The 21429-nt window shown below is 37.9% G+C and carries 26 protein-coding genes; all 26 read left to right on the top strand.

Annotation, left to right across the window (positions count from 1 at the left end):
• The first annotated feature begins 644 nt into the window (after positions 1-644).
• The 26 genes from flgB (at position 645) to CIL03_RS03920 (ending at position 21426) form a co-directional block, all read left to right on the top strand.
• Positions 645-1040: a flagellar basal body rod protein FlgB gene (gene flgB / locus CIL03_RS04045; RefSeq protein ID WP_094883923.1), complete on the top strand. Its 396-nt coding sequence runs from the start codon at positions 645-647 to the stop codon at positions 1038-1040.
• A gap of 2 nt (positions 1041-1042) precedes the next feature.
• On the top strand, positions 1043-1492 hold the full coding sequence (gene flgC / locus CIL03_RS04040; protein WP_094883922.1) for a flagellar basal body rod protein FlgC: 450 nt from the start codon (positions 1043-1045) through the stop codon (positions 1490-1492).
• Positions 1493-1512: 20 nt separating this feature from the next.
• The gene (fliE, locus tag CIL03_RS04035) at positions 1513-1818 is read left to right on the top strand and encodes a flagellar hook-basal body complex protein FliE (protein WP_094883921.1); all 306 of its coding nucleotides are present in this window, start codon (positions 1513-1515) and stop codon (positions 1816-1818) included.
• A 75-nt stretch (positions 1819-1893) separates the two neighbouring features.
• Positions 1894-3489, top strand: coding sequence for a flagellar basal-body MS-ring/collar protein FliF (gene fliF / locus CIL03_RS04030; protein ID WP_094883920.1), 1596 nt, complete (start codon positions 1894-1896; stop codon positions 3487-3489).
• Positions 3490-3501: 12 nt separating this feature from the next.
• Entirely contained in the window at positions 3502-4515 is a 1014-nt protein-coding gene (gene fliG, locus CIL03_RS04025; RefSeq protein ID WP_094883919.1) for a flagellar motor switch protein FliG, read from the top strand.
• Complete coding sequence (fliH, locus tag CIL03_RS04020) at positions 4508-5242, top strand: flagellar assembly protein FliH (protein WP_094883918.1); 735 nt, start codon at positions 4508-4510, stop codon at positions 5240-5242. The genes fliG and fliH overlap by 8 nt, the downstream gene beginning before the upstream one ends.
• Entirely contained in the window at positions 5239-6558 is a 1320-nt protein-coding gene (gene fliI / locus CIL03_RS04015) for a flagellar protein export ATPase FliI (protein ID WP_094883917.1), read from the top strand. Before fliH ends, fliI begins: the two co-directional genes overlap by 4 nt.
• Positions 6558-7004, top strand: coding sequence for a flagellar export protein FliJ (gene fliJ, locus CIL03_RS04010; protein WP_094883916.1), 447 nt, complete (start codon positions 6558-6560; stop codon positions 7002-7004). The genes fliI and fliJ overlap by 1 nt, the downstream gene beginning before the upstream one ends.
• 5 nt (positions 7005-7009) lie before the next feature.
• On the top strand, positions 7010-7600 hold the full coding sequence (locus CIL03_RS04005) for a MotE family protein (RefSeq protein ID WP_094883915.1): 591 nt from the start codon (positions 7010-7012) through the stop codon (positions 7598-7600).
• Between the two features lie 30 nt (positions 7601-7630).
• Positions 7631-8935 (top strand): flagellar hook-length control protein FliK, encoded by a 1305-nt coding sequence (locus CIL03_RS04000; protein ID WP_094883914.1) that lies wholly within the window; start codon positions 7631-7633, stop codon positions 8933-8935.
• A 10-nt stretch (positions 8936-8945) separates the two neighbouring features.
• Positions 8946-9413, top strand: coding sequence for a flagellar hook assembly protein FlgD (flgD, locus tag CIL03_RS03995; RefSeq protein WP_094883913.1), 468 nt, complete (start codon positions 8946-8948; stop codon positions 9411-9413).
• A 1-nt stretch (position 9414) separates the two neighbouring features.
• The gene (locus CIL03_RS03990) at positions 9415-9789 is read left to right on the top strand and encodes a TIGR02530 family flagellar biosynthesis protein (RefSeq protein ID WP_094884443.1); all 375 of its coding nucleotides are present in this window, start codon (positions 9415-9417) and stop codon (positions 9787-9789) included.
• Positions 9790-9870: 81 nt separating this feature from the next.
• Positions 9871-10665, top strand: coding sequence for a flagellar basal body rod protein FlgG (gene flgG, locus CIL03_RS03985; RefSeq protein WP_094883912.1), 795 nt, complete (start codon positions 9871-9873; stop codon positions 10663-10665).
• A gap of 48 nt (positions 10666-10713) precedes the next feature.
• Complete coding sequence (locus tag CIL03_RS03980) at positions 10714-10932, top strand: flagellar FlbD family protein (protein WP_094884441.1); 219 nt, start codon at positions 10714-10716, stop codon at positions 10930-10932.
• Positions 10925-11344, top strand: a complete 420-nt coding sequence (gene fliL, locus CIL03_RS03975; protein ID WP_094883911.1) for a flagellar basal body-associated protein FliL — start codon at positions 10925-10927, stop codon at positions 11342-11344. The genes CIL03_RS03980 and fliL overlap by 8 nt, the downstream gene beginning before the upstream one ends.
• A gap of 35 nt (positions 11345-11379) precedes the next feature.
• Positions 11380-12375 carry a flagellar motor switch protein FliM gene (gene fliM / locus CIL03_RS03970; RefSeq protein WP_094883910.1) on the top strand — a complete coding sequence of 332 codons (996 nt, stop codon included), beginning with the start codon at positions 11380-11382 and terminating at the stop codon, positions 12373-12375.
• Entirely contained in the window at positions 12368-13483 is a 1116-nt protein-coding gene (fliY, locus tag CIL03_RS03965; protein ID WP_094883909.1) for a flagellar motor switch phosphatase FliY, read from the top strand. The genes fliM and fliY overlap by 8 nt, the downstream gene beginning before the upstream one ends.
• 25 nt (positions 13484-13508) lie before the next feature.
• Positions 13509-13871, top strand: coding sequence for a response regulator (locus tag CIL03_RS03960; RefSeq protein ID WP_094883908.1), 363 nt, complete (start codon positions 13509-13511; stop codon positions 13869-13871).
• Positions 13872-13887: 16 nt separating this feature from the next.
• Positions 13888-14544, top strand: a complete 657-nt coding sequence (locus CIL03_RS03955; protein ID WP_240507989.1) for a flagellar biosynthetic protein FliO — start codon at positions 13888-13890, stop codon at positions 14542-14544.
• On the top strand, positions 14537-15202 hold the full coding sequence (fliP, locus tag CIL03_RS03950; protein ID WP_094883906.1) for a flagellar type III secretion system pore protein FliP: 666 nt from the start codon (positions 14537-14539) through the stop codon (positions 15200-15202). The genes CIL03_RS03955 and fliP overlap by 8 nt, the downstream gene beginning before the upstream one ends.
• A gap of 36 nt (positions 15203-15238) precedes the next feature.
• Positions 15239-15508 (top strand): flagellar biosynthesis protein FliQ, encoded by a 270-nt coding sequence (gene fliQ / locus CIL03_RS03945; RefSeq protein ID WP_094883905.1) that lies wholly within the window; start codon positions 15239-15241, stop codon positions 15506-15508.
• 3 nt (positions 15509-15511) lie between these two features.
• Complete coding sequence (fliR, locus tag CIL03_RS03940; protein ID WP_094883904.1) at positions 15512-16291, top strand: flagellar biosynthetic protein FliR; 780 nt, start codon at positions 15512-15514, stop codon at positions 16289-16291.
• A 1-nt stretch (position 16292) separates the two neighbouring features.
• A complete protein-coding gene (gene flhB, locus CIL03_RS03935; RefSeq protein WP_094883903.1) occupies positions 16293-17372 on the top strand; it encodes a flagellar biosynthesis protein FlhB in 1080 nt (359 codons plus the stop codon).
• Positions 17373-17412: 40 nt separating this feature from the next.
• Positions 17413-19446: a flagellar biosynthesis protein FlhA gene (flhA, locus tag CIL03_RS03930; RefSeq protein ID WP_094883902.1), complete on the top strand. Its 2034-nt coding sequence runs from the start codon at positions 17413-17415 to the stop codon at positions 19444-19446.
• Complete coding sequence (gene flhF, locus CIL03_RS03925) at positions 19443-20567, top strand: flagellar biosynthesis GTPase FlhF (RefSeq protein WP_094883901.1); 1125 nt, start codon at positions 19443-19445, stop codon at positions 20565-20567. The genes flhA and flhF overlap by 4 nt, the downstream gene beginning before the upstream one ends.
• A complete protein-coding gene (locus tag CIL03_RS03920) occupies positions 20560-21426 on the top strand; it encodes a MinD/ParA family protein (protein WP_240507988.1) in 867 nt (288 codons plus the stop codon). The genes flhF and CIL03_RS03920 overlap by 8 nt, the downstream gene beginning before the upstream one ends.
• The last annotated feature ends 3 nt before the right edge of the window (positions 21427-21429 follow it).

Genomic DNA, 21429 nt, shown 5'->3' with positions numbered 1-21429 from the left:
GCCACATCCGGCTCCAGCACCCAGCGACTAGCGAACTTCCTTCACCTCCGTACGATAAAGAAGACTTGCCGATTGGTGGAACCAGAGGCTTAGTCGCACTTATACCCTTGTGCTGAAAGTCAACATCGGCCCCGGTGTAAAGGAGGGTCGACTAAAACCGGCTAAAGCCAACGTCGGCATACCCCCTATCCAGGGGCATGTTTCCTGATATCTTCTGCGGTTCAGTCCAGTTCGTACGTCGCTAAACGGGCGTTAGCGCTCTTGTTCTGCAAATGTCACTAAAACGTGATATATTTCACATTTATAACTAGAATATTTTATTATAATAAGGATAGAAAATATCCATTTTTATTGTTTCAACAATATCAAGCATTAAAATTTTTAAATCATAAAAATTAATTTTGCTGGTGAATTTCGACACAAAACGAGAAAGGCATTGTTCATAATTCAAATTCTGCCAGATTTTTACCTAAAAAAAGGCATTTTAATAATTAAATATACCTAGTAATATTTAACTATTTATTTTTCCTGTTAAGGAAAATGTCGAAATTTAATAGACTTTGGTTGTAATTTAACATACAATGTTCGTAGGTGTTTTTAATTTTATGACCGTTGTAAATTAAACGTAATAGGAGGAAATAATATTGGAATTATTTAGCGGAACCATTCGAACATTGGAACATTCACTTGATTATGCTTCAGCAAAAAATCGGACAATATCCAATAATATTTCAAATATCGATACACCGAACTATAAAGCAAAAAATGTCGTTTTTAAAAATGTTTTAAATGATGCCATCTCAGATTCATTTGAAGCGAAAAGAACAAATGAAAAACATATTCGATTTAATTCAGACTACCACTCAAGTTATATGATCACTGAAAAAAATAATACGATGTACAATCATAATGGAAATAATGTAGATGTGGATAAAGAGATGGCAGACCTAGCAAAAAATCAAATCTACTATCAGGCATTGGTTGATAGGATTAATGGTAAATTCGGCAGTTTGCAACGTGTTATACGGGGAGGTAATTAGAATTGTCTATATTTAATGCGATTAATTCAAGTGCCAGTGCATTGACTGCACAACGGCTCCGCATGGATGTTGTTTCATCAAATATAGCTAATGCACAAACTACACGTGCAACTATAAATGAGAATGGCGAGTTTGAACCATACCGAAGAAAAATGGTGGCAATGGCGCCCCAAGGCCAAAGTTTCAAATCTTTTTTACATAAAGCAGAAAATAATAATCAAGCAACTGGTGTCAGGGTTACAGAAATTAGAGAAGATGAGGAACCGTTTAAAATTGTGTATAATCCTGCACATCCGGATGCCAACGAAGCGGGCTATGTTCAATTACCCAATGTTGATCCTTTAAAAGAAATGGTTGATTTAATGAGTGCCACCAGATCGTATGAAGCAAATATTACGGCACTAAATGCAAGTAAAAGTATGTTAATGAAAGCATTGGAGATTGGAAAATAAAATAGTTAGGAGTATTTATTATGAATGTTAGATTAAATTCTATACCTCAAACTACAATACCCGTTTCTGACGTATCAAAACCTGAAGTTTCAGCAGGAGAGGCTCAAGCGGATTTTGCAGATACATTAAAATCTGCAATTGATAGTGTTAATAATGCACAGGTTGCATCAGATAATAAAACAGAAGCTCTTGCAGCAGGAAAAATTGACGATCTTCATGATGTAATGATCACAGCACAAAAGGCAAGTATCACATTAGAAACAACTGTTCAAATTCAGCGAAAAGCTATTGATGCCTATAACGAAATTATGCGCATGCAAGTATAAACACAAATTTATAAAACTTTAAAAGCATAAACAATACCTATCAGTTATGTTTTAGGCGCTTTAGTGGGGGATTGTATGAAGGAAAACATATTGAAATGGAAAGAAAAAAGTGTGGCTTTCTGGTCGAATCGAACCAAAAGTCAAAAAGGAATTTTTAACGGTTCCATATTGATTGTACTATTATTGATTGCCGGTATCGTACTGTTCAGTGCGGCAGGAAGCAAATTAGTTCCATTATATAATAATCTTTCCTTACAGGAAGTTGGCCAGATAAAAACTGAATTGGATGCCAGAGGTATCTCCTATGAACTTGAGGATGGGGGCAAAACCATTACCGTACCGGAAGAGAATGTCGATACATTGCTTGTAGATCTAGCGGGACAGGGAATTCCCAATAGTGGCAACATAGACTATTCTTTTTTTAGTGAAAATACTTCCTGGGGAATTACTGATAATGAATTTAATATAATGAAACTTGATGCCATGCAGACAGAACTTGCTAATTTGATGAAAAGCATTGAGGGTATTGAGAATGCAAAAGTAATGATTAATATGCCTGAAGATCCTGTTTTCGTAAGTGACAGCGCCGAGGAAGCGAGTGCTTCAATCGTAATTAATACAAAGCCTGGATATCAGTTTCAGGGCAATCAAATTGACTCATTATACCATCTTGTTTCAAAAGCAGTGCCAAATCTGCCACCAGATAATATAGCAATTATGAATCAGTATTTTGAATACTATGACCGCAACTCACAGATGTCAATGAACGCTGAAGGTTCCCATACATATCAGCAAACAGTAAAGAAGGATATCGAACGTGATATTCAAAGAAGACTGCAGCAAATGCTGGGCGCCATGGTAGGTGCAGAAAATGTGATTGTATCTGTGACCTCAGATATTGACTTTACACAGGAAAATCGAACAGAAGAACTAGTAGAACCTGTCGACCTTGAGAATATGGAAGGACTGCCTGTAAGCATTGAAACAATCCAGGAAACCTACTCAGGAAATCCTCCTGTTGGGGGTGAAGCAGGAACTGGTGATGAGGATGTTGCAAACTACCCGGCTCAGGAAAATGACGATAATGGGGAATATGAGTTAGCGAAAGAAACAATCAACAATGAATTTAATCGAATACGCAAGGACATTGTAGAAAGTCCATATAAAATCCGTGATTTGGGTATCCAGGTAGCAGTTGATCAAGTCAGAAATACAAATGGAAACGACATTCAGTATTTGTCCCAACAGGAACAAAATACAGTTGAAGAAGGAATTTCGTCCATTCTAGGATCCATTATTGGAACATCCATTGATAAAGAATATGGTGAGGTTATTCCAGATGAAAAATTCTCTATCGTATTCCAGGAATTCAATGATGAACCGGCAATGCCGCAAACAGCTGCTCCTGTTTTTCCTATGTGGCTGTATATGGCGGGTGCGGTATTATTATTAATCATTATTATTCTGGCAGTACTATTACTTCGAAATCGTAAAGCGGAAGAAGAGTATATTGAGGAAACAATCACCACAGGGCCAAGTCTGGAAGTGCCTGAAATGCCAGAAAATCAGGATTCAGAATCAGTAATTCGCAGAAAGCAGCTGGAGAAAATAGCGAAGGAAAAGCCGGAAGAATTCGCTAAACTTTTAAGAAGCTGGATTGGGGAAGAATAGGAGGGACATAAAATGGCAAGGACAAAAAGTGCGTTAACAGGAAAACAAAAGGCAGCTATTCTATTAATCTCTCTTGGCCCGGATGTCTCAGCTCAAGTATATAAACACTTAACAGAGGAAGAAATAGAGAAACTAAGTTTGGAAATATCGTCAGTGAAGAAAGTAGATTCGAGTCTGAAAGAAGATGTACTGGATCAGTTTCACCAAATTGCACTTGCACAGGATTATATCTCCCAGGGTGGAATTGGTTATGCAAAGACGGTTTTGGAAAAAGCCTTTGGATCACAGGAGGCGTCAAATATTATTAACAGGCTTACATCCTCTTTGCAGGTTAGGCCATTTGACTTTGCCAGAAAAGCAGATCCGCAGCAAGTTTTGAATTTTATTCAGGGGGAGCATCCGCAAACAATTGCTCTCGTGCTTTCCTATCTAGACCCGGAACAGGCCGGCCAAATTTTATCTGCACTGCCGCAAGAGCTGCAGGCAGACATCGCTAAACGGATTGCTACAATGGATTCTACTTCACCTGAGATTATTAGTCAGGTGGAGCAGGTGCTGGAAAGAAATATTTCATCTTCATTGACGGAAGATTATACACAAACTGGTGGAATTCAAGCAGTTGTTGAGGTATTAAACGGCGTTGACCGAAGTACTGAAAGAACAATACTCGATGCTTTGGAAATTCAGGATCCTGATCTCGCAGACGAGATTAAGAAACGCATGTTTGTCTTTGAAGATATTGTCATTTTAGATAATCGTGCAATCCAGCGCGTCATCCGGGAAGTTGAAAATGAAGATTTACGATTATCTCTTCGGGTGGCAAGTGATGAGGTAAAAGACATTGTCTTTAAGAACATGTCACAGCGGATGGCTGAAACCTTCAAGGAAGAGATGGAATACATGGGTCCAGTCCGATTAAAAGACGTCGAAGAGGCTCAAACCAGAATTGTTGCAACAATTCGGAGACTGGAAGATATTGGGGAAATTGTTATTGCACGTGGCGGAGGTGACGATATAATTGTCTGATCATCTTCATTCTCAAGTTATAAAAATAAAACCAATTACCAGCCAAAGAAAAAAGTCAGCTCCTGAAGAAAATTCAAAAAAGCAGGATATCCAAAAGGAACTCCAAAAAGCAAGTGAGGAGTTCCAGATTTTAACCAAACAAAAAGAAAGATTAATTAATGAAACAAAAGCCGCAATTAACCAGGAAAAGGTAAACTGGGAAAAGGAAAAAAACATCTATATTGACGAAGCCAGGGATGAAGGTTATCATGCCGGATTTGCTCAAGGGAAGGAAGAAGCTCTTAAGCAATATAAACAGCTATTGGAAAAGGCAAATTCAATTGCGGATGCAGCAACAAAAGATTATCATTCTACCGTTGAAGGAAGCGAAAACTCAATACTGACACTGTCCATTCAGGCAGCTGAGAAAATTTTAAAACAGAAAATCGTAAAGGATCCTGCAACATTTTTACCGGTAATAAAAGCTGCCATCAAGGAATTGAAGGATCATTCGACTATATCTATTTATTTGCATCCGGATAATTACGAATTTGTTTTACAGCAGAAGGATGAACTCATTACTATTTTGCAAGATGATACAAAGCTGTCTTTATACGTAAATAATGAGCTGGCTGAAAACAGTTGTTTAATCCAGCATCCATTTGGTCAGATTGATGCAGGAATAGATACTCAGCTAAAGCAGCTGCACAAAGTCCTGTATGAAATTGGAATGGAGAATGATCAATGAATACAGCCCGTTATTTAGCAGCGATTGAAGAAGCTGATACATATAAGCGGTACGGAAAAGTACTGCGTGTTGTTGGCCTTATGATTGAATCGCAGGGTCCTGATGCAAAGATAGGTGAAGTATGTTTTGTACATACTTCAACATCAAAGAAATCTCGAATACTATGTGAAGTAGTAGGCTTTAATAATGAAAAAATTGTTCTGATGCCATATTCCGAAGTAACTGAAATTGGTCCAGGCTGTTTAGTAGAATCGACTGGAAAGGCATTAACGGTAAAAATCGGGAGAGGCTTGATTGGAAAAGTGATAGATCCATTAGGGGAATGTCTTGATGAAAGTCAGCTCCCAAGGGGGCTATCGAACTTTCTGACAGAACAGTCCCCTCCGAATCCAATGCTTAGGCCGCCGATTAATGAGCCAATCCAGGTGGGAGTAAAGGCAATTGATTCTCTTTTAACGGTTGGCAAAGGGCAGCGAATTGGAATTTTCGCCGGGAGTGGCGTAGGTAAAAGTACGCTTCTTGGAATGATTGCAAGAAACAGCAGTGCAGATATTAATGTGATTGCACTAATAGGAGAGCGCGGCCGCGAAGTCCGCGAGTTCATTGAGAAGGAACTTGGTGGAGAAGGATTGAAAAAATCAATTGTTATTGTAGCTACCTCTGATCAGCCCGCACTCATGCGGATGAAAGGAGCCTATACAGCAACTGCGATCAGCGAGTATTTTCGCGATCTGGGCTATCAGGTAAATTTAATGATGGATTCCGTTACAAGGGTTGCTATGGCAGGCAGGGAGATAGGACTTGCTACTGGGGAGCCGCCTACAACGAAGGGGTATCCGCCTTCTGTTTTTGCAACACTGCCTAAGCTGCTTGAAAGGGCCGGTACAAATCAGTATGGAACCATAACAGCCTTTTACACAGTATTGGTTGACGGGGATGATATGAATGAGCCGATTTCAGATACAGTCAGAGGTATTTTGGATGGACATTTTGTCATGGACCGTAAATTAGCAGAGCGTGGACAGTTTCCAGCAATCAATGTACTAAAATCAATAAGCAGGGTTATGAATCAGATAACAGAAAAAGACCATAAAGAAGTCGCTCAGGAAATACGTTCACTTATGGCTGTTTATGAAGAAAACAGTGAACTGATACAAATAGGTGCCTATAAGCGCGGCACAGATCGTGAAATTGACAGAGCGATATCCTTCTATCCAAAAATACAGTTATTTTTAAAGCAGGATATCTTCGAATATGTAACATTTGAACAATCCATTCAAATGATGAGAGATTTGCTGTATGGAGGAAATAATTAATGGCTGAAACAGTAGTATTATCAAAAATATTGAATGTTCGTGAGAAGGAAAAAAATGAAGCGCAAAAAGCGTATCATCAGGCTATGGACTTTTTCGAGAAAGTTGCCAATCAGCTTTATCTATTGCTGAAGAAAAAAGAAGCAGCAGAGGAATCCTATGAAACATACATTCATACAACAACTTCTTTAGACAGAATCCGGGAACAGCTGGCATACATAGAGCGATTGAACAATCAAATTATGCGACTGCAGCAGGATGTTCAAAAAGCAAGGTCAGAAATGGAAACAAAGCAATTAAAACTTACAGATGCACATGTTGAAGTAAAAAAATTTGAGAAAATAATAGAGTTACGTAAACAGTCAGAAGAAGAGATTTTTAAAAAGGCAGAAAAAATGTCGATGGACGAAATATCTATTCAACAATATTTAAGCCATAAAAACAGGTGAAGCTAATGAGCAAGGATGTAAAGACCGAAATGAAAAAAATGAATCCAATTCTCTGGTTTTTATTTGCAATTGTTATTCCGGTTGCTGTCGCATTAACACTGACAGTTATTATATTTGCAGTAGCAGGTGTGAATGTCATTGATTGGGCAAAAGAAAAGGGCAATAACATTCCAGTTATTTCATCACTTATCACAACACCAGATGAGAATAAAGAAGAGCAGCAAAAGGAAAGGGTTCAGGAGACGGCAGAAAATAAAGATGCCGAAATCGAGCAATTGCAGCAAGAAACTAATGATTTACAAGCAACTATCGAGACCTTAGAGCAGGAGATAGAGAAACTGGAAAACAGAAACACTAGCAGGAATGAAGCTGAAGGTGATGAAGCTGAAGAGCCTAGTCCATTAAAAACTATATCTGATTCATTTAAGGATATGGACAGTGAGCAAGCTGCTGGGATTTTACAGAACCTCGATAATGAAATGGCAGTTTCTATTTTAAAAGAAGTCTCCAATAAAGTTCGTGGTGAGCTTCTAGGAGAAATGGAAGCTGAAAAGGCAGCAGAATTAACTCAATTATTTATTAGTACTCAGCATTAGCAGAGCTGACTTGAAAGGGGGTGAGAGACAATGAACGGGGTCGCAATGTTATTACAGCAGGTACCGTCTTCCAAAACTGGAGTACCTTCAAATTCAAAGGGAGCAGTATCAGAAGGTAATCCAGCTTTATTTCAATCACTGCTTGGGGAAGCTGATGCAGGAAATCAAGCGACTAATGTGACAGCAAAAGCAAATTTACTACCAGAAGATATTCAAAAGGTTCTGAGTCAGGTTATTGACAAAGATGGTACAGATTTGAATTTGAATACTCTATATGACGTGGAAGCACGGTTGCCTATTCTCTTTGACAGCCTGAAGGTTGGTTCTGATGGATTGGAAAGCCTTTTGCAAGATGTCTCCATAGCTGGAGCAGCACAAAATAGTCCGGTTTTCGAGAGCCTTATGAATACGGATTTGTTATCTGTTAACTTCAAAAATAATAATACATTGGACTTGAGTGATGTTCAAAAACAGCTGGCTGAAATATTTAAGCAGGCGGAAATGATTCTTTCCCAGATCGGTAATCAAAAAGACGCCGCTAAGGCATCTCCAAAGCTGTTGGGATTACTGCAGCAATGGACAGCCTTAATGAAAAACACAAACAATACTGAACTTACTTCAGTAAACCAAGGATTACCTAAAGAAGGAACAAGCGAGCAAAATATTTGGAGAGACTTGCTGCAGGCTTTTCAAAGGAGAAACAAAATCGCTGGACATCAGCAGTATAGAAATGAAGCTAATGTAACAAGCACAGATATCAGCAAATGGCTGGTGAAAGCAACGGAAACTTATGGACATACAGAAAAGTTAGCTGGACAGCAGCTGACAAGTAATGTGAACATGCCTTTATCAAGACTTGAACAGTATGTTATTCATATGAACCAAACACAGGCAAATACAAATGCAGCTGGGCAGGAATTAATTGAACAATTTCAAAAAGTAATGAAATCAAGCAGATTTCAGGCTTTACCTAATGGTATAAATCAATTATCCATTGCTTTACGACCGGATAATTTGGGGGAAATGATGGTTCGCTTCACACAGATCAATGGTGAGATGGCTGTGAAAATTATGGTTACTTCACAGGCGGCAAAAGAAATGCTTGAGTCCAATATGCATCAATTACGGAATATGTTTTCACCACATCAGGTAGTTGTTGAAAAGCAGGAAGTGAATGTACAGGTTGGACAGGATGTACTAAAGGAACAAAAAGACGATCAATTAGCAGAGCATGAACAAAATGAATCACAGCATTCGAATAAGGATGATCATCAAAATAGTGAAGGTAATTTTGAAACGCAATTTCATGAAATGTTAATGAACGAGAAAGTGTAGGTGAGTGAAAATGACAACAATTGATCCGTCATTATATTTAAATAACCAGACGACAAGCCGAACCCCGAGCAATAATCTGGGCAAGGAAGAATTTTTAAAAATATTAATGACACAGCTGCAAAATCAGGATCCATTAAGCCCAATGGATGATAAAGCGTTTATTTCACAAATGGCCACATTCTCTCAATTGGAACAAACGATGAATATGGCAAATTCAATTGATGCACTGGTACAAAGTCAGTTAATGTCGCCGGTCATTCAGTACAGCCATATGATTGGAAAAGATGTTTCATATGAAGCTTATGATCAGGAAACCGGAGAAAAGCTAGGTGTGAAAACTGGGAGTGTTGTTGCTGTAAGCCAGAAAGAAGGCTGGGCAATTTTAGAGCTGGACAATGGTGAAGAAATTTATGCAGATGCTGTATTAAAAATTAGTTCTGATGAAGAATCAGAGAGGCCTGGAAAGGTAAGTGAATAATTTGGATCATCGTATTCATCAAGTTCCAAATCATCATGCTTTGCAGTTTCCAAATGTGCAAAAGAACAAGACGAATCAAACAACAACTAGCTTTAAAGATGTCTTAGCTGAACAACAATCTTTAAAAATCAGCAAACATGCAACAGAGCGATTAAATGAAAGAAACATTCACATTAATGAGCAGCAATGGGAGAAAATTGGCGATAAAGTTAAAGAAGCTAAACAAAAAGGAATTACAGATTCACTTGTGGTGACAAACAATGCAGCATTGCTTGTAAGTGCAAAGAATCACACAGTGGTCACTGCAATGGACCGTGAAGAGGCAACAAGCAGAATCTTCACAAATATTAATGGAACTATTTTAATAAACGATTAGGCTGGACCCTTTTGGGAGGCCGAGAAGCTGTTGACTGATTGATACAGCGACTACAATTAAACCAATAAAGGGGAAATACAAATGCTACGTTCAATGTATGCAGGAATTTCAGGTATGAAAGGTTTTCAAACAAAATTAGATGTTATCGGCAATAATATTGCCAATGTGAATACAGCTGGATTTAAAAAAGGGAGAGTTACCTTTCAGGATATGATGAGTCAAACGACATCAGGTGCCCAGGGTGCAACAGATACACGTGGGGGAGTTAATCCGTCACAAGTTGGGTTAGGATCACAATTAGGGTCTATTGATAATATTCATACACAGGGGTTCCGTCAAACAACCAATAATCCACTTGACCTTGCTTTGGAGGGTGATGGAATGTTCATGCTGGAGGGAAATGGAACTACCTATTATACACGTGCCGGTAATTTTTATTTAGATGAGGCTGGCGCTATAGTGAATTCGAATGGATATTACTTACAGGGCATGGATCAACAACCAATTACTATTCCTGAAGACGCAAAAAGCTTCAGCATCCAGACAGATGGTATTGTTAATTATGTAACCCAGGCAGGCGCTACAGAAACTGCTGGTCAAATTGCTTTAGCTGGTTTTTCCAACCCTGCTGGTCTTGAAAAAGCAGGAAGCAATTTATTCCTGGATAGTGAAAATGCTGGTCTTACAGAGGCTCTGATTGCACCGGAATCTCAAGGTGCAGCATCAATAGTCAGCGGATCACTTGAAATGTCTAACGTAGACCTAGCTGAGGAATTTACTGAAATGATCACAGCACAGAGAGGCTTCCAGGCAAATACCCGGATCATCACTACGTCTGATGAAATTCTGCAGGAGCTTGTAAACTTAAAACGATAATAAGGAGGTAGGGAGTGCTGAGGTTATATGGGCACTCCCGCCAATATTATGATTCAGTTAACACGATTAAATGGTGACTTATTTACATTAAATGCCATGATGATTGAACAGATTCAATCATTGCCGGACACGACCATTACATTGATGAACGGAAAAAAAATGGTTGTAAAAAACCCAGAATGCGATGTTATAAAGCTGATTACAGCATATTACCAAAAAATTGGTCTGCAGGTATCCTTAAAGGAGGCTGGTGAAGCAAATGAGTAGATTAATGAAAACAATGGTCACGTCATTAGCGATTATAATTGTATGTGCCTCCATTGCGTTTGTTGTAATTTGGAATGTAAATGGAGAAGATTCCAAAGGACAGGCCCAATCCATTGATGATATTGTAGAACATTCCTATCAAACTCCTGAAATTACGACAGATTTAAAGGATGGCAGCTTTGTCAGAATTCAATTTCAGGTACTGACAGATGGAAAAGATGCAAAAGAAGAAATCAGCAAACGAGATTTTCAGCTGAAAAATATACTAATCAAAGAGTTGGCAAAGCTGACAGAGGAAGATTTTACAACAGGGTTGACCAATCTGGAAAGTATTGTACAGGATAAACTGAATGAAGTAATGACAGAAGGCAAAATCACTGATGTATATACAATAAATAAAATACTTCAGTAATTAAAATCAATACTCCAATATGGAGGTGAGTGTTTTTGGAAGAGGTCCTTTCGCAAAATGAGATTGATGCTTTATTATCTGCAATAACTTCTGGAGAAATGGATGCAGATGAGTTGAAAAAAGAAGAAAAAGAGAAAAAGCTCCGCGTTTATGATTTCAAGCGTGCGCTCCGGTTTTCCAAGGATCAGATCCGAAGCATTTCAAGAATTCATGAGAATTATGCAAGACTCTTAACAACTTTCTTTTCAGCACAATTAAGATCTTACGTTAATATATCTGTTGCTTCCGTGGACCAGCTGCCATACGAGGAATTTATCCGCTCTGTTCCAAAGATGACAGTATTAAATGTTTACAGTGTGGAACCACTTGATGGAAGGTTAATCATGGAAGTGAATCCTAACATTGCCTATGCGATGCTTGACCGGATTCTTGGCGGAAAGGGCAACAGTGTTAATAAGGTGGAGACCTTGACGGAAATTGAAACATTGTTAATGACTCAGCTTTTTGAGAAGGCGGTAATAAACCTCCAGGAGGCATGGTCATCTCTTGTTGAGATTGATCCGGTCCTCGAGGAATTTGAGGTGAATCCGCAATTTTTGCAATTAGTATCTCCCAATGAAACAGTTGTTGTCGTTTCGCTCAATACAGAGATTGGAGAAACAAGTGGAATGATTAACATTTGTATTCCACATATTATTCTGGAGCCAATTATTTCAAAGTTATCTGTTCATTACTGGATGCAGACAACAGTTAAAGACAGGGACGTGGATGCATACGAGAAAATATCCAAAAACCTTCAGAATGCCAAAGTTGAGGCGAAAACAGTACTTGGGGAGGCTTCTATCAATATCGAGCAATTTTTAAATTTAAATAAAAATGATGTAATTGCATTAAATCAGCCGATTGATCAGCCACTTACAATGTCAGTGAATGACGAACCTAAGTTTTATGTACAGCCTGGCAAGTTTAAAAATAAAATGTCGGTGCAAGTACTGGAAGAAATTAAAGGGGTGAACGATTACAATGAATGATGGCATGCTTTCTCAAGAAGAAATTGATGCACTTTTAAATATTGGCTCTGATGATGAGCCTGATGAAACTTTACATACAAATGAAGTGGAGTCCCTTACTGGGATTGAAGAAGATACACTTGGAGAAATAGGAAATATCTCATTTGGAAGCTCTGCAACAACATTATCAATGCTGCTCAATCAAAAGGTGGAAATTACTACACCGAAAGTATCGGTCATACAGAAATCGGAAATAAAAGAAGAATTAACTTTTGAACCTGTCAGTATTCAAGTGAATTATATAGAAGGGTTTACCGGGAATAATCTATTGGTGATTAAAGCAGAGGATGCAGCTGTTATTTCTGATATAATGCTTGGCGGCGATGGTATTTCACCTGAAAGCGAACTGACTGATATCCATCTCAGCGCTGTACAGGAAGCAATGAATCAAATGATGGGTGCTGCTGCAACAAGTATGTCTACGGTTTTTAATAAAAAGGTAGATATTTCACCACCAACTATAAAGCATGAAGATGATGGCACTATTTTTGAAGAGGATGCTTATGTAAAAGTGTCTTTTCAGCTTAGGGTCGGCAGTTTAATAGATTCCAACATTATGCAGCTGATGCCAATTAAATTTGCAAAGGAACTGGTTCATCAATTGCTGAATGAACCGGCAGAAAATGAAACGGCAGCAGCCGTTGAGGAGCTTGAAAAGCCGGCTAAAGAGGTGGAAGCACCGGTGGCTCAAGAATCTGCAACGGAAGAATTACCACAATACCTGGGAAACAATATGAATCAGAATAATCCGCAGGTCCAGCAAGCTGCCTTCTCGACATTTAATCAGGTTGAGCTGAATCAGAAGGAACAGAGAAACCTGGATTTGCTATTGGATATCCCACTAAGGGTAACAGTTGAACTTGGAAGAACAAAACGTACGATAAAAGATATTCTCGATTTATCCTCCGGCTCTATTATTGAATTAGATAAATTAGCTGGTGAGCCCGTGGATATTTTGGTAAATGAAAAACTGATTGCCAAAGGAGAAGTCGTCGTTATCGATGAAAACTTCGGGGTAAGAGTTACAGATATAATTAGTCAATCAGACCGCTTAATGAAACTAAAATAAAAGATTGGTACAGGAGGAAAACAGCATGGCAAACCGTATTTTGATCGTTGATGATGCAGCGTTTATGCGAATGATGATAAAGGATATTTTAACAAAAAATGGTTTTGAGGTAATTGGTGAAGCACAGGATGGTGCAGAGGCAATAGAAAAATACAAGGAATTATCACCAGACCTTGTCACAATGGATATAACAATGCCGGAAATGGACGGTATTACTTCTTTAAAGAGAATCAAAGAGTTAAACTCCGATGCTAAAATAATCATGTGCTCAGCAATGGGGCAGCAAGCTATGGTAATTGATGCTATACAGGCTGGAGCTAAAGATTTTATTGTAAAACCATTTCAGGCAGACAGGGTAATTGAAGCGATTCAAAAGGCTATAAGCTAGGAAACGAGTGAGTATGTTGGCTAAACACAGAATTGTAAGCATCCTGATTATTGCCTTTCTTATCACTGCCGGTTCAGTAATTCAGGTAAATGCAGCAACAGTAGATGAGTGGCTGAAGGAAAGCGATAATAAGAAGGAAGAGAAAATGGATGAACCTGAATCTGGCGATGCTGAAGCCGAACAAGATGAATCTGATGCTGTTATAGAAGATAATGGATCACTGCTATTTGATTTAATTAAAATGTTTTTTGCCTTATTACTAGTTCTAGCACTTATTTATTTATTATTAAAATTTTTAAATAAACGCAATAAATTACTTCAGAAGATAAAGGCGTTGGAGAATTTAGGCGGTATATCTGTCGGACAGAATAAGTCGATCCAAATTGTACGAATTGGAAAACAATTTTATTTAGTTGGTGTAGGGGAAAATGTTGAAATGCTTCAGGAAATAACTGATGAAGAAGTAATTAATGATTTATTGGAGCATGGACAGGAATCGGAAAACGATAGTTCCACATTACTGTCAGTACCATTTTTTCAAAGTAAAACAGATAAAAATAATAGCAGCCAAAATGATTTTAAAAATCTATTTTCAAGTGAGTTGGAAAAACTGAAACAAAATAGAAACAAAATAATAAACAATAAAAAGAAGAAGGAAGATGAACATGAATGAATTCATAGACATGTTTTCCGGTTCAGATCCTTCGTCTGTTTCAACATCTGTTAAATTACTGCTTTTATTGACTGTTTTATCTTTAGCACCAAGTATATTAATCTTAATGACTAGTTTTACAAGAATCATAATTGTTCTGTCATTTGTCAGAACATCACTCGCAACCCAGCAAATGCCGCCAAATCAGGTTTTGATCGGGTTGGCATTATTCTTGACATTTTTTATCATGGCACCTGTATTTGGTGAAGTCTATGATGAAGCATTGCAGCCTCTTTTTGATGAGGAAATTACACTGGATGAGGCTTATGAGGAAGCAAGCCGGCCAATGAAAGAGTTTATGGCAGAGCATACAAGGCAAAAAGATTTAGCTTTGTTTATGAATTATGCTCAACTCGAAAGGCCAGAGAGTATACAGGAAATACCGTTAACAACACTTGTACCTGCATTTGCTATTAGTGAATTAAAAACTGCTTTTCAGATGGGGTTTATGATTTTTGTTCCATTTTTAATTATTGATATGGCTGTGGCAAGTGTATTAATGTCAATGGGAATGATGATGCTGCCGCCGGTAATGATATCACTGCCATTTAAAATTTTATTATTTGTACTGGTGGATGGCTGGTATTTAATTACTCATTCCTTATTGGACGGTTTCTAATTTTTTCGGCTGCTGAGAAAAGGGAGGTTTTAACATTTGAGTAGTGAATTTGTTTTAACATTGGCGGAAAAAGGCATTTATACTATTCTGCTGGTTAGTGGGCCGCTGCTGATTTTAGCACTGGCAGTTGGACTGCTTGTAAGTATATTCCAGGCAACTACACAAATACAGGAACAAACCCTGGCCTTCATTCCGAAAATAGTAGCCGTCCTAGTAGGTCTGATCTTTTTTGGACCATGGATGCTGACAACCATGGTCGAATTTACTGCAGACCTGTTTCAAAATTTAAATCAGTTTGTAGGTTAAATTATGCTGGATTTAATTAATTTAAATAGTATACCTGTTTTTTTACTTATTTTTGTCCGGATAGCTGCTTTTTTCGTTACACTTCCTTTATTTTCTTATCGGACAATACCGGCACCTTTTAAAATAGGTTTTAGCTTTTTTCTTGCTTTCATTATGTATTACACAGTTGATGCGTCAGCTATAGTCATTGATGAAATGTATATTTTCTTATTGCTTAAAGAAATACTCGTAGGTCTATTAATTGGTTTAATTGCTTTTATTATTTTATCAGCTGTTCAGATTGCTGGGGGATTCATTGATTTTCAGATGGGGTTTGCCATTGCAAATGTGATGGATCCGCAAACCGGGGCACAAAGTCCTTTAACAGGTCAATATTTTTATATATTTGCACTGCTGTTTCTATTATCAGTAAATGGCCATCACTTAATAATAGATGGAATTTTTAATAGTTATCATTTTATACCGATAGATGCATTCATACCTTTCCAGGATGGATCCATTGCTGATTTTGTAATCACTGCATTCAATAAAATGTTTCTCATTGCTTTTCAAATAGCTATACCTATTGTGGGCTGTTTATTCTTGGTTGATATAGCTTTAGGAATTATTGCAAGAGCTGTCCCGCAATTAAACGTATTCGTTGTAGGCCTGCCATTGAAAATCCTGGTGAGTTTTCTCGTTATTCTCTTCTTTCTAAGTTTATATATTACTCTAGTTAAAGGATTGTTTGAAACGATGTTTGAGACAATGAGAGGACTTATGCAATTATTCGGAGGTGCTTAACTTGCAGATGAAAATGGATTTACAGTATTTTGCAGGTGAAAAGACTGAAAAAGCAACTCCGAAAAAAAGGCAGGATGAACGGAAAAAAGGGAAAGTTGCTAAAAGTCAGGATGTCAATACAGCTTTCCTATTACTGTTTATGTTCATCATTTTTATTGTTTTCAGCAGTTCGATAATTGACAGCATGACTACCCTGTATAGGCAAACCTTTACAGAATTTATACAGTGGGACGTAACAGAGAACAGTGTACACCAGATCTTTTCAGGTGCAGCGGTTGAAGTTGCACTAATGCTTTCGCCGATTGTATTAATTGCGATTATAGCGGGACTTGCTTCAAATCTTATGCAAATCGGCTTTTTATTTACAACAGAGCCATTAAAATTTGATCTGAAGAAAATTGATCCGATTCAAGGAGCTAAACGAATATTTTCAATCAGAGCTCTAGTTGAATTATTAAAATCTTTTCTCAAAATCGTTTTTATTGGTGCCATTACGTTTATAGTTATCTGGATTTACAAAGATGAAATGATGATGCTTGCATTTAAAAATGCAGAAAATGCTCTCGAATTTTTCATTAGAGTTACGGTAGTTATGGGGATTGCAGCAACAATTGCATTATTATTTTTAGCGGTTTTTGATTATGCCTACCAGCGCTATGATTTTGAAAAAAATATGAAGATGTCAAAACAGGATGTAAAAGATGAGTATAAAAATATTGAAGGCGATCCTTTAATAAAATCGAAAATTAAAGAACGGCAAAGACAAATGGCAACCTCTCGTATGATGAGTGAGGTACCTTCAGCAGATGTCGTTATCACCAACCCTACCCACTTCGCTATTGCTGTTAAATATGATGAAGAGAAAGCTTCCGCTCCATATGTAGTGGCAAAAGGTGCAGACCATACAGCTTTGAAAATTAAAGAAATTGCCAAAGCAAATGATGTTGTAACAGTTGAAAACAGACCACTGGCCAGGAGTTTGCACAGCACTGTTGAAATTGGTGATATGATTCCAGAAGAATTCTATCAGGCAGTTGCAGAAATTCTAGCATATGTGTACAGATTAGAGAAAAAAGTTTAACAAGTGATCTTTCACTTAGGAGCAATGAGGAGAGACTTTCATGCAAGCACGAGATCTATCCGTACTATTAGGCGTTATTTTAATTATTATTATGCTTGTCATCCCGTTACCTGGATGGCTGTTAAGTGTATTGATTCTTATCAATATAATCCTTGCACTTATTGTCATCCTGGTCTCGATGAATACGCAGGAAGCATTGCAATTCTCTGTTTTTCCGACACTCATATTGCTGTTAACTTTATTTCGTCTAGCGTTGAATGTCTCAACAACACGTTCCATATTATCAGAAGCGGATGCCGGAGGAGTAGTCGATACATTTGGAACCTTTGTAATCGGAGATAATCCGCTTGTTGGTTTTGTTGTATTTATTATTTTAGTTATTATCAATTTTCTGGTTATTACCAAAGGATCTGAACGTGTATCCGAAGTTGCTGCCCGATTTACATTGGATGCGATGCCAGGGAAACAAATGAGTATTGACGCAGATTTGAATGCAGGTATTATTTCCGAGCAGCAGGCAAAGGAAAGACGCGAAAAAGTTGAAAATGAGGCTGATTTTCATGGATCGATGGATGGTGCCAGTAAATTCGTCAAGGGGGACGCGATAGCTGGAATAATTATTGTTTTAATCAATATTATATTTGGTCTGATCATCGGTATGGTACAGATGGATATGAACTTTCAGGAAGCAATCGATACATTCATGCGATTAACGGTCGGGGATGGTCTTGTGAGCCAGATCCCTGCATTGCTTATATCAACTGCGACAGGAATAGTGGTAACCAGAACAGCGAGCACGGGGAATCTTGGGACTGAAGTTACCGGTCAGCTTCTGCAATATCCAAAATTATTATTTATTGCTGCGGGAACCATTTTTCTGCTTGGTTTAACACCTATCAATTTTTTCCTGACAACGATCATTGCCGGTTTGTTGGCACTAAGCGGATATCTTCTGTCAAAACAATCGAATGTGCCGGACATACCAGATGAAGAAGAAGAAGATAAAACCGAGAGCTCTTCCATGAAATCACCGGAAAATGTAGTAAGTCTGCTAAATATGGATCCAATCGAATTTGAATTTGGCTATGCATTAATTCCGTTAGCCGATGCCAGCCAAGGCGGTGACTTATTGGATCGTATCATTATGATTCGCAGACAATTAGCGATTGAACTCGGGTTAGTTATTCCTGTTGTACGAATTCGTGATAATATTCAGCTGAATCCCAATGAGTATCGTCTGAAGATAAAAGGGAATGAAGTGGCAACGGGTGAGCTGCTGCTTGACCATTATCTGGCAATGGCTCCTGACTTAGAGGATGATATGATTGAGGGAATTGATACGAAAGAGCCTGCATTCGGTTTGCCTGCAAAATGGATTAATGAAGATGTGAAGGATGAAGCTGAATTATCAGGATATACCGTTGTTGATCCGCCTTCCGTTGTTTCAACACATATTACGGAAGTGATAAAACAGCATGCACATACTTTACTTGGCAGGGAAGAAACGAAGCAATTAATTGATCATTTAAAAGATAGTTCTCCAATCCTAGTCGAAGAGGTTACACCAGAACCACTGTCAATTGGAGATGTTCAAAAGGTTCTTGCTAAATTACTGAAAGAAAATATTTCCATTCGTAACCTGCCTGTGATTTTTGAAACATTAGCTGATTTTGCAAAATTAACGAATGATACTGATTTATTGGCAGAATATGCAAGACAGGCATTATCTTCACAAATCACAAAACAATTTGTACATCAAGACAACTCATTGAAGGTGATTACAGTATCAGGCAAGGTTGAAAAATTAATTGCAGAAAATATACAGCAGACAGAACATGGCAATTATTTATCTCTTGATCCTGATTCACAGCAGCTGATTATTAAAACAATCCATGAGGAAGTTGAAAAACTCGCATTACAGGAAGAAACAGCTGTCGTATTATGCTCGCCAGCAATACGAATGTATTTAAAACAGCTGCTGGAAAGGTTTATGCCGCAGGTGGCAGTGTTATCGTATAACGAACTAGAACCTGCAGTAAATGTTCAAAGCGTCGGGGTGGTGAATATAGCATGAAGGTAAAAAAATATGTTGCTCCAACAATGCCGGAAGTAATGAACCAGGTAAGAAAAGAACTGGGCTCAGAAGCTGTAATACTAAATTCCAAAGAAGTGCAGCACGGGGGGGTTATGGGTTTCTTTAAAAAGAAACGAATTGAAGTAGTCGCAGCACTTGATTCTGAACCGTTGAGAGGCGATGCTGCAAAACCTGCTGAACGAAAAGATAAACCCGCTATTTTAAAAGAACCTGTTCCGTTAAAAAATAATGATGAAGTTCTTAGTGAAATTAAGCATTTGAAGAAAATTATTGGACAAATTTCCAAACAGGGCGATACCAATTATCTACCAGACTACAATTTTGTATTTCAGCACTTGCTTGAACAGGAGATTGAAAGAGACCTGGCTGCCGAACTCATCGATTCAGTTGTTAAGAAGCATGCCGAGGAAGAACTTTCACCAGCAATGGACAGGATTACCAATGATGTCAGGGATGAGATAGAGAGCAGACTGGCTGATATTACGTTTGAAGGAATAACTTATGAGAAAAAAATCTTTCATTTTATTGGTCCGACAGGTGTTGGAAAAACCACAACACTTGCAAAAATTGCTGCTGAATGCATGTTGCAGGACCATAAAAAAGTAGCTTTTATTACGACTGATACGTATAGAATTGCTGCAGTAGAACAGTTAAAAACCTATGCACGTATACTGGATATCCCAATAGAAGTAGCCTATACCATAGAAGATTACAAAGAAGCTGTAGATAAATTTTCATCCTATGATGTAGTCCTTGTAGATACAGCAGGCCGTAATTTCCGTGATGCAAAATATATCAATGAATTGAAGGAAAGTATAGACATCAATTTAGATATCGAAACATATCTGGTACTGGCACTTACTGCCAAGCCAAAAGATCTTAGTGAGATTTATGATCAATTTTATCAGGTACCTGTTAAGGGTGTTATCTTCACTAAAATTGATGAGACAAAACAATATGGAAGTATATTCAATATAGCTGTTCGTAAACAAATCGGAATTTCGTATATTACAAACGGTCAGGATGTTCCTGACGATTTGATGCCGGTTACACCTGCTGTAATTAGTGATTCTATAATGGGAGCGATTGATGATGAGTGATCAAGCCGCTAGTTTACGAAGAAAATTACAAATATCCAAAAATCCCCGAGAGGCAAAAACTCTTTCTTTTATCAGCGGTAAGGGTGGGGTGGGCAAATCAAATATTGCTTTAAATTTCTCGTTGGAACTGATTAAAAATGACCAAAAAGTTTTGCTGTTTGATTTAGATGTTGGTATGGGAAATATAGACATTCTCCTTGGCTTAAACTCCGATAAAACCATCATTGATATGTTTAATGAGCAGCTATCTATTCACGATATAATTGAAACAGGTCCAAGAAACCTTGCATATATTGCAGGCGGATCAGGACTGAGCGAGTTTTTTAACCTGAATGCGGATAAAAAAGATTATTTTATTCGTCAATATATGGAATTAGTGCAAATGTATGATTATATTATTTTTGATATGGGAGCCGGAGCGACAAAAGACAGTATATTTTTTATCCTTGCTTCTGATGAATGTATTGTTATTACTACTCCAGAGCCTACGTCGATAACAGATGCTTATGGAATGATCAAACATGTCGCTGCAAACCAGCCGGATATGCCCATTTTCGCTATTATGAACCGCTGCGGCACACAGAAAGAAGGCGAGAAATCGCTGGAACGATTTAAAACCGTGATAGCACAATTTTTACATATAGAGATACAAATGATGGGAATTCTGCCAGAGGATAAAATGGTTACAAATGCAGTAAGAAAACAAATACCATTTATATTGCTAAATGAAAGATCGGCTGCAGGAAAAGCAGTGCAGCAGCTAACAGAAAACTATTTAAGCAAATCCAGAGAAATGAACAATATAGGCAATGCTTCATTTATACAAAAGCTAAAACAATTTATTACTAAAGAGGTATGATAA

The organism is Virgibacillus indicus (assembly GCF_002266285.1).
In the GTDB taxonomy this organism is placed as follows: domain Bacteria; phylum Bacillota; class Bacilli; order Bacillales; family Amphibacillaceae; genus Virgibacillus_K; species Virgibacillus_K indicus.
Note: the sequence above shows the minus strand (reverse complement) of the source record. Positions and strands in the feature narration are given on the sequence as shown.

Excerpts from the sequence above, each read along its gene's own strand:
- CIL03_RS04005 (WP_094883915.1), top strand. The coding sequence starts at position 7,010 with ATGAGCAAGGATGTAAAGACCGAAATGAAAAAAATGAATCCAATTCTC.
- fliL (WP_094883911.1), top strand. The coding sequence starts at position 10,925 with ATGAGTAGATTAATGAAAACAATGGTCACGTCATTAGCGATTATAATT.
- flhF (WP_094883901.1), top strand. The coding sequence starts at position 19,443 with ATGAAGGTAAAAAAATATGTTGCTCCAACAATGCCGGAAGTAATGAAC.
- fliE (WP_094883921.1), top strand. The coding sequence starts at position 1,513 with ATGAATGTTAGATTAAATTCTATACCTCAAACTACAATACCCGTTTCT.
- fliP (WP_094883906.1), top strand. The coding sequence starts at position 14,537 with ATGAATGAATTCATAGACATGTTTTCCGGTTCAGATCCTTCGTCTGTT.
- fliR (WP_094883904.1), top strand. The coding sequence starts at position 15,512 with ATGCTGGATTTAATTAATTTAAATAGTATACCTGTTTTTTTACTTATT.
- fliG (WP_094883919.1), top strand. The coding sequence starts at position 3,502 with ATGGCAAGGACAAAAAGTGCGTTAACAGGAAAACAAAAGGCAGCTATT.
- fliI (WP_094883917.1), top strand. The coding sequence starts at position 5,239 with ATGAATACAGCCCGTTATTTAGCAGCGATTGAAGAAGCTGATACATAT.
- fliF (WP_094883920.1), top strand. The coding sequence starts at position 1,894 with ATGAAGGAAAACATATTGAAATGGAAAGAAAAAAGTGTGGCTTTCTGG.
- CIL03_RS03920 (WP_240507988.1), top strand. The coding sequence starts at position 20,560 with ATGAGTGATCAAGCCGCTAGTTTACGAAGAAAATTACAAATATCCAAA.
- CIL03_RS03980 (WP_094884441.1), top strand. The coding sequence starts at position 10,714 with ATGATTCAGTTAACACGATTAAATGGTGACTTATTTACATTAAATGCC.
- flgD (WP_094883913.1), top strand. The coding sequence starts at position 8,946 with ATGACAACAATTGATCCGTCATTATATTTAAATAACCAGACGACAAGC.
- CIL03_RS04000 (WP_094883914.1), top strand. The coding sequence starts at position 7,631 with ATGAACGGGGTCGCAATGTTATTACAGCAGGTACCGTCTTCCAAAACT.
- fliJ (WP_094883916.1), top strand. The coding sequence starts at position 6,558 with ATGGCTGAAACAGTAGTATTATCAAAAATATTGAATGTTCGTGAGAAG.
- flhA (WP_094883902.1), top strand. The coding sequence starts at position 17,413 with ATGCAAGCACGAGATCTATCCGTACTATTAGGCGTTATTTTAATTATT.
- flgG (WP_094883912.1), top strand. The coding sequence starts at position 9,871 with ATGCTACGTTCAATGTATGCAGGAATTTCAGGTATGAAAGGTTTTCAA.
- CIL03_RS03960 (WP_094883908.1), top strand. The coding sequence starts at position 13,509 with ATGGCAAACCGTATTTTGATCGTTGATGATGCAGCGTTTATGCGAATG.
- fliY (WP_094883909.1), top strand. The coding sequence starts at position 12,368 with ATGAATGATGGCATGCTTTCTCAAGAAGAAATTGATGCACTTTTAAAT.